The 13,572-nt window shown below is 72.6% G+C and carries 9 protein-coding genes; 3 read left to right on the top strand and 6 right to left on the bottom strand.

Annotation, left to right across the window (positions count from 1 at the left end; all coding sequences use genetic code 11):
* Positions 1 to 16: 16 nt before the first annotated feature.
* The 3 genes from Plo01_RS41050 to Plo01_RS21560 all read right to left on the bottom strand — a co-directional run bounded on the left by Plo01_RS41050 (position 17) and on the right by Plo01_RS21560 (position 4,330).
* Entirely contained in the window at positions 17 to 1,636 is a 1,620-nt protein-coding gene (locus Plo01_RS41050; protein ID WP_203892469.1) for a serine/threonine protein kinase, read from the bottom strand.
* Positions 1,637 to 1,757: 121 nt separating this feature from the next.
* Complete coding sequence (locus Plo01_RS21565) at positions 1,758 to 3,602, bottom strand: serine/threonine-protein kinase (RefSeq protein ID WP_203892468.1); 1,845 nt, start codon at positions 3,600 to 3,602, stop codon at positions 1,758 to 1,760.
* Positions 3,603 to 3,676: 74 nt separating this feature from the next.
* Positions 3,677 to 4,330: a pyridoxamine 5'-phosphate oxidase family protein gene (locus Plo01_RS21560; RefSeq protein WP_203892467.1), complete on the bottom strand. Its 654-nt coding sequence runs from the start codon at positions 4,328 to 4,330 to the stop codon at positions 3,677 to 3,679.
* Between the two features lie 67 nt (positions 4,331 to 4,397).
* Between Plo01_RS21560 and pdxR the strand changes: the two genes are divergently transcribed.
* Positions 4,398 to 5,945: a MocR-like pyridoxine biosynthesis transcription factor PdxR gene (gene pdxR / locus Plo01_RS21555; RefSeq protein ID WP_239316795.1), complete on the top strand. Its 1,548-nt coding sequence runs from the start codon at positions 4,398 to 4,400 to the stop codon at positions 5,943 to 5,945.
* Here the strand turns inward: pdxR and Plo01_RS21550 are convergent.
* Entirely contained in the window at positions 5,935 to 7,065 is a 1,131-nt protein-coding gene (locus Plo01_RS21550) for a DegT/DnrJ/EryC1/StrS family aminotransferase (RefSeq protein ID WP_203892465.1), read from the bottom strand. The two genes, pdxR and Plo01_RS21550, sit on opposite strands and share 11 nt — an antisense overlap.
* Before the next feature lie 79 nt (positions 7,066 to 7,144).
* Positions 7,145 to 8,227 carry a GNAT family N-acetyltransferase gene (locus tag Plo01_RS21545; protein ID WP_203892464.1) on the bottom strand — a complete coding sequence of 361 codons (1,083 nt, stop codon included), beginning with the start codon at positions 8,225 to 8,227 and terminating at the stop codon, positions 7,145 to 7,147.
* A 213-nt stretch (positions 8,228 to 8,440) separates the two neighbouring features.
* On the opposite strand from Plo01_RS21545, the gene Plo01_RS21540 reads away from it, so the two are divergent.
* Both Plo01_RS21540 and Plo01_RS21535 read left to right on the top strand, forming a co-directional pair.
* Positions 8,441 to 9,466, top strand: a complete 1,026-nt coding sequence (locus Plo01_RS21540) for a phosphotransferase family protein (RefSeq protein ID WP_203892463.1) — start codon at positions 8,441 to 8,443, stop codon at positions 9,464 to 9,466.
* Positions 9,467 to 9,674: 208 nt separating this feature from the next.
* The gene (locus tag Plo01_RS21535; protein ID WP_239316793.1) at positions 9,675 to 11,003 is read left to right on the top strand and encodes a GH39 family glycosyl hydrolase; all 1,329 of its coding nucleotides are present in this window, start codon (positions 9,675 to 9,677) and stop codon (positions 11,001 to 11,003) included.
* A gap of 95 nt (positions 11,004 to 11,098) precedes the next feature.
* On the opposite strand, the gene Plo01_RS21530 is transcribed toward Plo01_RS21535, so the two are convergent.
* Positions 11,099 to 13,555 carry a hypothetical protein gene (locus Plo01_RS21530; RefSeq protein WP_203892461.1) on the bottom strand — a complete coding sequence of 819 codons (2,457 nt, stop codon included), beginning with the start codon at positions 13,553 to 13,555 and terminating at the stop codon, positions 11,099 to 11,101.
* Positions 13,556 to 13,572: the final 17 nt, after the last annotated feature.

Below are 13,572 nucleotides of genomic sequence, written 5' to 3'. Positions count from 1 at the left end.
GTGCTCGCCCCGCCATCTACCGCCGCCTCCGATGCCTTCCCGCCATTCCTCGCTTCACCGTCAGTGTGAACGGAACCGCGCCGCTCGTCACCAGCCCCAGGGCCAGGAGGGCCGAGGGGGCCGCGGCCGCCGCGGGAGCGGGTTCACGCCGCGGCTCGGTGGGCTCGCCGCCGTCCCCGCCGCCGGGCGAGGTGGTGGTCACGGTCGCGGTGGGCGTCGGGGTGGGCGTCGGCGCGGGGGGTGTCGTCGGGACGGACGTCGGGGTCGGCGTGGGGGTTCGAGGGATCGGCGTATCCGGGATGCCGGTGATGGGGCTTTCCTCCTCCGTCGGGGTGGGGGTCGGCTTCTTCGTCGGCTTCCGGGTCGGCTTCGGGCTGGGCGTCGCCGTCGGTTCGGGCGTCGGGGAGGCGGTGGTGGGCGCCACCGGCGGAGGGTTGCCGGCCTCGGTCACGGCCGGGGTGGGGGTCGGCTCGGGGCTCTCCTCCGCGGGCACGTCGGCGGGCGCCTCGGTCTCCTCGTCGGGCGGGACCGTCTCCGGCGGGTCCGAGGGCGCCGCGGTCGGGGTGGTGGCCGCGCTCTGGGTGTCGAGCGCGGTGCTGCTGTCGGAACCGGTCAGCAGGACGGCCACCATGGCGATCACCGCGACGCAGGCGGTGCCGATCGCGATCTTGACGCCCATCCTGCTCAGCAGCGACGCGGAGTCGCCGTCCCCGAGATCGGTCTCCGCGAGCGAGGTGTCGATCTCCGGCGCCTCCTCCTCCCTCGGGAACAGCGTCGCCAGCAGCCCGGCCATCCCGGCGAGCCGGCGGCGTCCGCGCTGCTGCCAGTCCGGCCCGTAGGCCTCGGAGGCCACGGCCTCCAGCTCGGTGAGGAAGGCGGCGGCGGTCGGCGGGCGGTCGCCCGGGTGCTTGGCCAGGCCGCGCTCGACCAGGCCCCGCAGCCCGGCCGGGACCTCCTCGACGGGGGGCGGCATGGCCTGGTGCTGCCGGGCGAGCGCGGGGATGCTCTGCGCGCGGAAGGGCCGGGTGCCCGTCAGGCACTCGAAGAAGACGACGGTGGCCGCGTAGACGTCGGTGCTCGTCCCGGCGGAGGAGCCCGTCCACTGCTCGGGCGCCATGTAGGGCGGGGTGCCCGCGGGAGCGTCCCCGTCGCCGGAGCGGACCGCGATGCCGAAGTCGACGAGCCGGCTCATGCCGTCGGCCTCGACCAGGACGTTCTCCGGCTTGAAGTCGCGGTGCACGACTCCGGCCTTGTGCGCGGCGGACAGGCCCAGGAGCGAGCCCTTGAGCACCAGCAGCGCGGCCTCGGGACCGGTCGGCCCCTCCGACCGGAGGATGGCGCGCAGGGAGACGCCGTCCACCAGCTCCATCACGATGGCCGCGCCCTGGCCGGTCTCCACATAGTCGTACAGCCGCACGGTGTGCCGGTCCTGCAGGGTGTGCAGCATCCGGGCCTCGTGCCGGAAGCGGGCCACGAAGCTGACGTCGCCGCGGAGTTCCTCGGACAGATACTTGATCGCGACCAGAACGCCCTCGGCATCGTGCCGGGCCATCACCACGCGTCCGCCGGCGCCGGCGCCCAGCTCGCGAATCTCCGTGTAGCCAGGGACTCGCCAGGCCGATGACGTGCCGTACATAACGGTCTCCTCAGTTGCCTGGGCCCCCACCCGTAACAGACGGACCGTAGTTTAGCCATGAGATCACGGATTCCGCTGATTAATTGATACTTGCTATCGATGAGGGGGCTATGACCAGGAATTATGTGATTTGACCGGGCTCCTGGGTCTTCTTCGGCGACGGAGTGGTGGAGGTCGTCTTGACGGGATCGGGGGACGGCCTGTCCCCGGGACCCGGGGGAGTGTGGGGTTTGGGCGTCGGTTTGGGAGTGGGGGTGGGCTTGACCGTCGGGGTCGGGCACGCCGGCGTCCGGCCGCGTGCCTGGTCGGTCCGGCCCGAGGGCAGCCCGGTCGCCACCACGCTCCAGGTCGAGCCGCAGCGCGCCTTCGGGAAGGCGAACCTGACCGTCTGGGTGTAGTTCGTCGCCCCCGACAGCGGCACGATCGTCCGCTGGACGGCCTGGCCCACCCGGAAGACGACGCGCAGGCGCACCGGCCGGGTGTTCGCGGCGTTCACCGAGACCGACGCGACGGCCGTGCCCCTGACGTTGAACGCGGCCCGGACCACGTCCACCTGCCGCACCTCGGGAGAGGGACGCGGCGTGGGGGTGGGGGTCGGCGTAGGAGTGGGCGTCGGGGTCGGCGTGGGGGCGGGGGTCGGGGTCGGGGTCGGCGTGGAACCGCCCGAGGGGGTGGACACCGGCGGTTTCCCGGAGGGAGTGGCCGTCGGTGAGACCGCGGGGCTCTCGCCGGCGGAGCCCTCCGTCGCGGTGGGGGACGAGCCGGGCGGATCGGGGGTGCCCTCGGGAAGGCCGCCGCCGGGTTCGGACGGCTCGCCCGTGGGTGATCCGGCGCCGGCCGGGGGATCCGTCGGGGACGGGGGCGGGGTCTCCTGGATCGGGAACCCCGGCGGCCGGGACGTGGACGTCGGCGCGGTGGCCGCGGCGATGTCGATGCTCTGGGCCTGCGGAGGACGGCCGGCGGCCAGCACGTAGGCGCTGACGCCGATCGCGACGAGCGCCAGCCCGGCGCCGGTCACGATGCCCGCCGACTTGCCCCGCATCGTGTTCAGCACGGTGCGGAACAGGGTGGTCCCGCCCGACGGCTCCGGCGGGCCGCCCCGGAACATCAGCGGGAGCAGCAGCGTCAGCGCGGCCAGGTGGCGACGCCCCCGCTCCTCCCAGTCCTCGCCGTAGCCGGCCACGGCCGCGGCCTCCAGCTCGGCCACGAAGCCGGCGGCGGTGGCCGGCCGGTCCATCGGATCCTTGGCCAGGCCCCGGGCGACCAGGGCCCGGACCGGTTCGGGCACCTCCTCGACCGGGACGGGGACGTTCATGTGCTGGTACAGCAGCACGACCTGCTCGGTCGCCCGGTACGGCCGGTGCCCGGTGAGGCACTCGAAGAAGACCACCGTGGCGGCGTACACGTCCGTGGCGGGGGAGGCCGGAGCGCTCCCCCACTGCTCGGGCGCCATGTAGGGCGGGGTGCCCGCGGGCCGGTCCGCCTCGCCGGCGCGCACGGCGATGCCGAAGTCGACCAGCTTGCTCGCGCCGTCGGCCTGGACGAGCACGTTCTCCGGCTTGTAGTCGCGGTGCACCAGGCCCATCGAGTGCGCCTTGGCCAGGCCCATGAGCGAGCCCTTGAGCACCAGGAGGGCGGCCTCCGGCCCGGTGGAGCCGTGCTCGCGGATGAGCTCGCGCAGGGAGACGGCCTGGACGAGCTCCATCACGATCGCGGCGTGCCCGGCCTCCTCCACGTACTCGTAGAGCTGGGCCACGTTCGGGTCGGTGAGCTCGACCAGGAGCCTGGCCTCCTCACGGAACCGGGGCAGGAAGTCCCGGTCGTCCCTGAGGTCGTCCGACAGGTACTTGATCGCGACGTCGATGCCGGAGGCGTCGTGCCGGGCGAGAACCACCCGTCCGCCGCCTCCCGCGCCGAGCTCGCGTAACTCGGTGTAGCCGGGCAGGCTCCATCCGCTGGCCGTCATCGCGCCCTCCACCGGTCCGGGTGCGTACTTCTACTGAGACGTACGTTTTCACCGACTGGTTGGCAGCGGAGACCTTACTGGATGGCTACGATTCGGGACGAGATGTGTTCCGGGACGGCCAGATCGGCGGTCATCGCCGGGTCCGGCTCGGGAACGCCCCAGCTCGTGCGCAGTGGCAGGACCCCGGCCCAGACCGGCAGAGCGTAGTCCTCCTCGTCGTCGACCGGCGGGCCCTGCCGTATCTTCACCGAGGCCTCCTCCAGGGAGAGGGCGAGCACGGTCGTGGCGGCGAGCTCCTTGCGGGTCGGCGGGCGGGCGGCGTCCCACTGGCCGGGGGCGAGCTGCTCGGTGAGCGCGCGCAGGCCGGCCAGGCGCTCCTCGGGGTCCTCCACCAGGCGGGGGCGGCCGTAGATCATGGCGGAGCGGTAGTTGACCGAGTGGTTGAAGACCGAGCGGGCCAGCACGATGCCGTCCAGATGGGTGACGGTGACGCAGATCTCGCCGCCGGAGCCGCCCGCGCGCAGGGAGGCGGCCCCGGTGGAACCGTGCAGGTAGAGGGTGTCGCCGATGCGGCCGTACCCGGTGGGGATGACCATCGGGTAACCGTCGACCACGACGCCGAGGTGGCAGATCAGGCCGGCGTCCAGCACCGCGTAGAGGTCGTCGCGGCTCGTGCGGGCCCGCTTCTTGCCACGGCCGAGGGTGGTGCGGGAAGTCGTCGAGAGCATGACCCTAATCTAGGGAGAAGCGGACATAGGGAACATGTCCACTCGCTGCCGCTTCCAGGAGACCACTTTGCCCCGCCCTGTTCCTCCCGCCGATCCACCGGTCTCCGCCCGTCGCGGCCTTCCGCGCTCCGCCCGCCTCGTCGACCTGCCCGTCCGCGTGGACCGGCGCCTCCCGGTCCCGCTCTGCGCCCAGCTCGCCGACGGTCTCCGGCTCGCCATGCGCGACGGCACCCTGAAGTCCGGCGAGCGTCTGCCCTCCACCCGCGCCCTCGCCCGCCAGCTCGCGGTCAGCCGCACCGTCGTCACCGAGGCATACCAGCAGCTCTACGCCGAGGGCTGGATCGAGGGCCGGCACGGCTCCGGCACGTACGTGGCCGACCTGACCGTCCCCGCATCGCCCGGCGCCGTCGCCTCCGGCTCCGAACCCCGCACTCCCCGACCGGGGAGCGGGGACGGCGGTGCGGTGCCGGGGAGCGGGTACGGCGCGGCGTCGGGGGAGTGGGACGCGCCGTGGCCGGAGGGGCGGAGAGGATCGGCGGCGCCGTACGGCGGGGAGGTGATCGACCTGCGGCCGGGGCAGCCGTGGGTGGAGGGCTACGACGAGGCCGCGTGGCGCAGGGCGTGGCGGCGGGCGGCGGAGCTGCCGCCGGGGGACGCCCCGGACCCGTACGGCCTGCCCCGGCTCCGTGAGGCGCTGGCCGGGCACCTGCGCAGGAGCAGGGGCATCCCGGTCGGCCCGGAGAACATCATGGTCACACGGGGCACCGGCAACGGCCTCGACCTGGTCGCGGCCGCCTTCCTGCGTCCCGGTGACCGGGCGGGCGTCGAGGAGCCCGGCTACCGGGTGGCCAGGAACGTCTTCGCGGCCCGGGGCGCCGAGATCGTCCCCTGCCCGGTCGACGGGGACGGCGTCCTGGTGGATGACCTCCCCGGGGACCTGCGCGTGCTGTACACCACGCCCGCGCACCAGTACCCCCTCGGCGGCCGCCTGCCCGTCCCGCGCCGCGAGCGCCTGCTGGCCTGGGCCCGGCGCGCCGGCGCGCTCGTCGTGGAGGACGACTACGACGCCGAGTTCCGCTACGACGTCGCCCCGCTGCCCGCCCTGTACGGCCTCGACCCGGCCCGGGTGATCCTGCTGGGAACCCTGTCCAAGAGCCTCTCCCCGGACATCGGCGTCGGCTGGCTGGTCGCGGTCCCCGAGCTGCTCGAGGCCGTCGCCCGGGCCCGCTACGCCCTGGCCGACCGGACCGGGGGCCCGGCGCAGCAGGCGGTGGCCGTCCTCATCGAGAACGGCGATCTGGACCGGCACCTGCGCCGCATGCGGCTGGAGTACGCCCGGCGCAGGGCCGCGATCGTGGAGGTCCTCGGCTCCCGGGTGATGGGCGACACCGCGGGGCTGCACGTCATGGTGGAACTGCCCGCGCACGCGGTCCCGGCCGTGGTCGAGGCCGCCGGGGAGCGCGGCGTGCTGCTCGACACGACGGCCCGCCACCATCACGGGCCGCCGAGCCGGCACGGTCTCGTCCTCGGGTACGGCTCCGCCTCCCTCGCCCAAGTCAAGCGGGGGATCGTGATCCTCGCGGAACTGCTGGGACGGGTGGACGCTACGGGCTGACGGGCGGGGCCGGGGCGAGGGAGCGGACCACGGGCAGCGCCCGCCGCGCGTACAACGGATCGATCGGCAGCACGTGCCGCCCCCACCAGCGCGCGACCGCGGGCGCGGGCGAGGCCTCGGTGAACTCCGGCAGGTAGTCGTCGTAGGGCGGGTCGTAGAGGTAGCCGGTCGCCACGCCGTGACGCTCCAGCTCCGCGACCGCCGCGTCCCGGTCGGAGACCAGCAGCGGCACCCGGAACAGCGGCTGGTCCCGATGGTCCCGTACGGCCGCCGCCGCGGTCGGCAGCTCGGCCAGGAGCCGCACCCCGGCGATCCGCCGCTCGCGCTGTCCGGACAGGGCCCGCAGCCGGCGCGACTGGTACCAGCACGACAGACGGCTCCGCCGGGTCCGGTAGTCGTGCAGGTCGGCCTGGACCCAGGAGTCGAAGGCCGGCAGGTCGGGGACCTGCTTCAGCGCCAGCCGCACGTCGTCGGGGCGCGGGGCGATGCGGTACCCCTCCCGCTCCTCCTCCAGGCCCAGGCTGCGCGAGAGCCTCAGCGCCGGCCGGACCAGGCGGAGGCGGAGCGCCGCGTGCCGGGCCATCGAGGTGAGCACGGAGTGGACCTCTCCGAGGAACGCCCTCGGCAGCAGCAGCCGGTCCCGCTCGCGCTCCAGCGTCCGCAGGTCCGACTCGTGCTCGACCGCGATCACCCCGCCGGAGCCCGCGCCCGGATGCTTGGAGAGGCTGTATATCCCGGCGACGCCGAACGTGCCGAGCGGCCGGCCGTCGACGGTGGTCTCGATGGCGTGCGCGACGTCCTCGATCACGGGCTTGCCCGCGAACGCCGCGACCCGGTCGGGCAGGCCGTACAGGTTGGTGGTCAGGACCGCGTCCACCGCGTCGAGGTCGACCGCGCCGGGGTCGATGTTGCCGTCGGCCGGGGAGAGCGGCGCGATCACCGGGCGCAGGCCCGCGGCGAGCACCAGGAACAGGATCTCGTCGGCGGAGATCGGCGACATCAGCAGCCGCTGTCCCGGCGCGCACCAGTGGCGCAGGGCGAGGTAGAGGCCGAGCCGGTTGGACGGCAGGGCGAGGCAGTGGCGGCCGGTGCGCCCGGCCATCAGGTCGTCGGGACTCATTCGGGCGGGCCGGAGACGGTGAGTCCGATGATCCGCATGGCCGGGCGATCTCCCATGACTGCTGTGGCTGCTGTGACTGCTATGACTGCACGGAGGTGCGGATCCGGCCGAAGGTCTTGAGCGCCCGGTCGGCGGTGTTCCGCAACGCCGGGCTGGCCAGGACCGTTCCACGCGCCTTGCGGACCGGCACCCGGAGCATCCAGTGCACCCCGGCGCCGGCGGACGGCCGGGCGAGCCGGCCTTCGGACACGTGGTACTCGCCGTTCTTGAGCTTGTCCTTGTACTCCTTCTCGCCGCGGCCCATGTCGATGATCCGGATCCCGCGCTCGGCGGCCTTCTCCGCCATGTTCAGGTGCTGGATCAGGCCGGGGGAGTACTTGGCGAAGGCGGTGTCGTAGGCGGGGAACCAGCCGGCGAGGGTGGTGGAGGTGCGCAGCCCGAAGTGGCCGGCCACCGGGCGGCCGTCGACGTAGAGCATGTCCAGGACGCCGGCGAAGTGCTCGTTCTCGGTGGCGTGCAGGCGCTCGACCAGCTCCACGATCCACGGACGGGAGAAGCGGTCGGTGCGGCCGGTCCGGCGGTACTGGTCGGTCTTCCAGCCGAGCAGCGTGCGCAGGGCCGCCGTGTCGGCGGTGGCGTGGTCGTAGCGGAGGGGCCCGACGTCCCGCTGGAGCTTGCGGCTCTTGTAGGCCGTCGTGCGGTAGGTCTTGCCGGAGGTCTCCTTGATCGTCTCGACGTAGGAGTCGTATCCGTCCCGCATGTCGATGATCGGCGAGGGGTGGCGCGTGTGCCGGGCGGACAGCAGGGGCTGGCCCGCGACCAGGTGGTCGAACTCGAACACGGCCAGGCCGCAGCCCTTGATCAGCCGGACCGGGTCGAGCTCCGCGTCCTTGGCGTGCACCAGTCCCTGCGCGTCGGTCAGCCCGGCGCCCACCGGCTTGCCGATGCCCAGCGGATGCCGTTCGAACGGGAAGAAACCCACCACGTCGGGACCGTCGTGCATGACGGCCACCCGGACGTGGTCACGCAGGGATCCGACCGCGATCGTGAACTCCGGCGACAGGAACGGGCTGTCGAAGGCCGGAGACGCGGTCTGGAGGTCTCTCCACCGGTCGATGTCCGATGGTCCGAGCTCGCGAGGGTGAACGATAGAGACGCGCATGGGCTCCTACTGGTTCTCGGGGCGTGCGGCTTCCCCTACGCCCTCCAGCATGGACTCTCGGGTGGGCGGGTGCACTGACCAGCATGCTGGGTGGCGCGTAATGTAACGGTAAATGATTTACCTGGTGGCACGCTGTCAAATGCCCAGGTCCCCGCCTTCGCCCGGAAGGCCGGACTGGCGCAGCCCACCAGAATAGGGTTCTAATAAGGGGCTATGAACGTCCCTGGCATCGACTGGACCCGTCTGACCGGCTGGATGTCCGCCCACGTCCCGGACGTGGGCGAACCCCTGGAGATCTCCCTGATCTCCGGCGGCAGGTCCAACCTCACCTACGTCCTGCGGACCGGGGACCGCCGCCTGGTGCTGCGCAGGCCGCCGCTGGGCCACGTCCTGCCGACCGCCCACGACATGCGGCGCGAGTGGCGGGTGATCTCGGCCCTCGCGGCGACCCCGGTGCCGGTCCCCGAGCCGGTGGCCTTCTGCGGCGACGAGGACGTCGTCGGGGCGCCGTTCTACCTCATGGGACACGTGGACGGCGCGGCCGTACGGACCCAGCAGGACGCCGCGGGCCTGAGCCCCGAGCAGACCCGCCGGCTGTCGGAGCGGCTGGCCGAGGTGCTCGCGGCCATCCACGCGGTCGACTACCGGGAGGTCGGCCTGGGCGACTTCGGCCGTCCCGAGGGCTACATGACCCGGCAGCTGGAGCGCTGGGGCCAGCAGTGGCAGCGGTCGAAGACCGCCGAACTGCCCGAGCACGACAGCCTGGCGGCCCGGCTGCGCGAGCGCCTGCCCGCTCACTCGGCCTCGACCCTGGTCCACGGCGACTACCGGCTCGACAACACGCTCGCCCGGCTCTCGCCCGACCCCGACATCCTCGCCGTCGTCGACTGGGAGATGTCCACCCTCGGCGACCCGCTGGCCGACCTCGGCCTCACCCTCACCTACTGGCAGGACCCCGACGACGAGGAGCGCGCCTCGGTCCCGGTGGCCGCCGGGGTGACCGTCGCCCCCGGCTTCCTCACCGCGCGGGAGTTCGCCGCGCACTACGCCAAGGTCTCCGGGACCGACATCTCCGACCTCGATTTCTATGTGGCCTTCGGCACCTACAAGCTGGCCGTCATCGTGGAGGGCATCCACGCCCGCTTCATCCAGGGAAAGACGGTGGGGGAGGGCTTCGAGCACATCGGAGCGGCCGTCCCCACTCTCCTGCACCGCGCTCACCGGCTGCTGGACGGCTGATCCCGAGGGTCGTCCCCCGGATTCAAGTGGCCCGTAAGCTGTGCGGATTACGGTATGAATGCACCTGGTAACGCTTGTCTGTGAAGCGTGCCGGAACGCGACCGCGGTGACGGCGGTCGCGTGATGCTGTAATCCGGACGACGAGGACGGGGACGAACCGGTGATACCGACCAAAGGACGGCACCAGAGGAGGAGCCCAAGCTGGCCGGTGGCACTGGGCGCGGGATTCGTCGCGCTGGTGCTCATCACCGTGTTCGCCGTGTTCTCCTCGGAGGAGGACGTGCCGCGCGGGCAGCCGATGACGATCCCCCCGACGCAGACGGCGCCGACGCTGTCCCCGCCCCCGGTCACGCAGGCGTGGCCGCGCTGGGGCGTCACCCACACCGAGTACAGCGCGGACGACGAGCTGCCGGAGGCCGTCGAGGTCGCCGGCCACCTGCTCGCCCGGGTCCCGATGGTCCAGAACCAGCACATCATGGGCTGGGGCGCCGGCAACCCCGAACCCGCGCCGGGCAAGTACGACTTCCGCGATCTCGACGCCCGCGTCAAGCTCATGTCGGACTCCCAGGGCGTCCCGGTGATCACGCTCTGCTGCGCGCCCGACTGGATGAAGGGCGGCAGTGAGGGGCGGACCGACTGGAGCCAGTCCTCCCTGGAGACCGCGCCGCAGCGCGCGCACTTCGACGACTTCGCGAAGCTGACCGCGACCGTGGCCAGGCGCTATCCCACGGTCAAGCACTTCATGGTCTGGAACGAGTTCAAGGGCTTCTGGAACAACGCCCAGAACCGCTGGGACGCCGAGGCCTACACCGAGCTGTACAACAAGGTCTACGACGCCCTGAAGGCCGTGGACGAGGACATCAAGGTCGGCGGGCCGTACGTGCCGATCCTGAGCAACAAGAACGGCGCGGCCTCGCAGCTCCGGGGGGCCTGGGGCATCGCCGACCAGCGCGACCTGGACGCCGTCGAATACTGGATCGAGCACAAGAAGGGCGCCGACTTCATCGTCATCGACGCCGCCTCGGTGACCAAGGACGCCGGGATCCACCCCGACGAGTTCACCGCGCTCGGCAAGTTCGGCGCCATCACCGCCTGGCTCCGGGAGCGGAGCGGGGACCTGCCCGTCTGGTGGGCGGAGTGGTACGTCGCCCCGGAGGACGTCGACTGGACCGAGGAGCGTCGCGCCGCCGTGCAGGCGGTGGCCATGATGGAGTTCGCCACCGGCGGCGCCACCACCGCGCTCTACTGGAACCCGCAGCGCAAGGAGGGTGAGAGCTGCCCCGGCTGCCTGTGGCGTCCGGGCACGGGCGCGGAACTGCCCATGGCGGGAGTGCTCAGCGGCTTCACCAAGTGGTTCCCGGCCGGCACCGCGCTGGAGACGGTCGTCTCCTCCGATCCCAAGGTGCGGGTGCTCGCCCAGCGGCGCATGCTCGTGATGGTGAACACCTCGGCCGCGGCCGTGACCGCGACCGTGGACGGCAGGCGGGTCGAGCTGAAGCCGTACGAGATCAGGTGGAACGAGCGCGGCGGGGAGTGAACCCCCGCGGGCCCGCGGTTCTCCGCGGGCCCGGAGTGCCACGGGCCCGAGCCGTACGGACCCGGAGCTCTACGGGCCTGTACGGACCCGGAGTTCTACGGGGTGAACCCGATCACGACGAAGCGCTCGACGACCACGGCGACCGACACGACGAAGGCCGGGACGGCGATCCCCATCAGCAGGCGCCTCGCCCACCGGCCCCGGCCGGGTCCGCGCAGGCGGATCAGCTGGTAGGCGAAGAGGGCGGCCCAGGAGGCCACGAGGGCTCCCAGCCCGACCGGGGTCCACGGCGAGGTGCGGTCACCGGGCCCGCTCAGCCCGCGCGACGCGGGGATCGCGGCGTTCCCGGACTGCGACCGCAGCGTGTAGACCGCGGCGTCCCCGTTGGAGAAGACCCGCTTGAGCAGCCGCGAGGAGTCCAGCGCGGCCCGGAAGCGCTTGTCCCATCCGGCCGGGAAGCCGTGGTTGAGCTGCAGGTAGGCGGCCTGTCCCCGGCTGACCACGAGATAGGTGTTGGGCGGTGAGACCCTGAGCTTGTCGATCGCCGAGGAGATCACGGCGGGGTTCTTGTCGACGAGCACCTGCTGATACTCGATCTTGTCGAAGTCCTGCTCGCCCCAGGGGATGGACGGTGTGACCTCCGGGCCGATCAGCGGCACCAGGTACAGCACGCGGCCGCTGGGCTCGTCGTGCTCGTAGATGTAGTGCATCGCCGCGACCTCCCCGGTGGAGACGCGCTCGAACTGCTCGTTGCCGTAGCGGGCGACCAGGAAGGCGATGGACAGGAGCATCGTGCACGCCGCGGCCAGGCACAGGGAGATCCGGCGGGTCAGCCGGGCGTCGAGACGGGGGGTGAGACGGGCGGTGAGCCCGCGGGCCGGAGCGGTCTCGCCGGGGGCGTCGGCCGTGCCGGCGGGAAGGTTGGGGAAGAACGCGTAGGCGGCCAGGACGCAGGCGCCGGGCAGCGCGAACATGTAGATCCGAAGGCCGATCTCGCCGCCGTAGCTCTGCAGGCCCAGGGCGAGCACCGGGGCGCACAGCAGCAGCAGCGCGGCCCGGTCGCCGACGCCCCGGCGCAGCCTGCGCAGCAGGCCGACGGCGGCCAGCAGCAGGATGACGGCGCAGATGCCGAGCCGGGCCATCAGCACGAGAGCGTGCTTGGCGTCGCTGCCCTCGATCCGGTCGCCCGTATTGCTCCGCAGGTTCTCCAGGAGCTGTCCCAGACCGCCGAAGAGCTGGTCGAGGTGGCCGCTCCAGAAGGTGGTCGTCTGGTAGCTGATCCAGGCGAGCACGATCAGGCCCAGGAAGAACGGCATGGCCCAGCTGAGCGAGCAGCGCCGCAGCAGGATCAGCCCGGCCAGCGCGCCCAGCATCATGAACGGGGTGATCTGGTGGGCGGTGGTGGCGGTCACGAACAGGCCGATCAGGATGATCAGCATGATCGAGCGGTCGTAGACGCCGGTGGAGTGGCTGAGCTCGCCCGGGGTCAGCCCGCGCAGCCGGGCCAGCAGCCGCCGCAGGCGGCCCCCCACCCTCGGCGGCTCACGCGGCTCGACCTTCCCGAACCAGCGCAGCAGGATCGCCACGAACGCCAGGTAGACGGCGTAGGTGAAGCCCTGGGCGGAGAAATAGTCCTGGCCGATCCACTGCACGACGACGAAGAGCAGCGCGGCGAACCAGCGGGCCCGCGTGGTGGCGACCACCTGGCGCAGGATCAGCACGAACGGCAGCAGGTAGAGCAGGTTGGACAGGAGCGGGGTCCACTGCATGATCGTGCTGAGGTCGGTGATCCCCGCGGCCCTGGTGACGAACGCGGTCAGCGCGAAGAACCCGGGCCAGGCGAAGCGGGCGTCCAGCAGCGGGGAGGACTCCCCGGTGCGGGCGATGAACTCCACGAAACCCGCGTGGACGTACGCGGTGTGGAACCGCGGCTCGTCGTGGATCAGAGCGGACGCGCCGTGCAGGGCGAAAGTGATCGCCGAGATCTGGAAGAGCAGCAGGAACTTGCGGTCGGTGTTCCGCGCGATGGTGATGAAGAACGCCACGATCATCAGCAGGACGGCGGCGAACGCGGTGACGGGCAGGGCCGAGATCAGCCCGAGCCCGTCGATGTCGGCCACGTCGACGCCCCGCAGCGGCCCCGGCGACACGCGCAGGGCCAGCACGTAGATGATCAGGCCCTCGACGGTCAGCACCGGCGGCAGCCAGTCGGAGGCCCTCCGGGTCAGCGCGGACAACCTCGTCGGCCCGGGGGCGGGCGCCGCGGGACGGCGCACCCCGGCCGTGCCGCCCGGGACGTCGTCCTCGCCGTCGCGGCCGGGGGCACGCACCGTGTCATCGTCACCGGGGACGTGCGCCTCACCGTCGCGGCCGGGGGCGCGCGCCTCACCGGCGTCGTCGTGCGGCCGGGGGGTCCCGTCCCGCTCGCCCGGTGTCCCGGAGGAGGTCATGCCGGAGTCCTCTCCGTCCGCTGCGGCCAGAACCTCGCCGGCAGGCGCGGCATGGGGGGTGGAGCGGGTCTTCTCGACCTCGGCGGTCTTCGCCGCCTCCATCGTCACGTCCTGCCTGC

The sequence above is a fragment of the Planobispora longispora genome (genome assembly GCF_016863135.1).
GTDB classification, from domain to species: Bacteria; Actinomycetota; Actinomycetes; order Streptosporangiales; family Streptosporangiaceae; genus Planobispora; species Planobispora longispora.
Note: the sequence above shows the minus strand (reverse complement) of the source record. Positions and strands in the feature narration are given on the sequence as shown.

Coding starts and splice junctions, on each gene's coding strand:
- Plo01_RS21540 (WP_203892463.1), top strand. CDS start 8,441: ATGAACGTCCCTGGCATCGACTGGACCCGTCTGACCGGCTGGATGTCC.
- Plo01_RS21565 (WP_203892468.1), bottom strand. CDS start 3,602: ATGACGGCCAGCGGATGGAGCCTGCCCGGCTACACCGAGTTACGCGAG.
- Plo01_RS41050 (WP_203892469.1), bottom strand. CDS start 1,636: ATGTACGGCACGTCATCGGCCTGGCGAGTCCCTGGCTACACGGAGATT.
- Plo01_RS21560 (WP_203892467.1), bottom strand. CDS start 4,330: ATGCTCTCGACGACTTCCCGCACCACCCTCGGCCGTGGCAAGAAGCGG.
- Plo01_RS21550 (WP_203892465.1), bottom strand. CDS start 7,065: ATGAGTCCCGACGACCTGATGGCCGGGCGCACCGGCCGCCACTGCCTC.
- Plo01_RS21530 (WP_203892461.1), bottom strand. CDS start 13,555: ATGGAGGCGGCGAAGACCGCCGAGGTCGAGAAGACCCGCTCCACCCCC.
- Plo01_RS21545 (WP_203892464.1), bottom strand. CDS start 8,227: ATGCGCGTCTCTATCGTTCACCCTCGCGAGCTCGGACCATCGGACATC.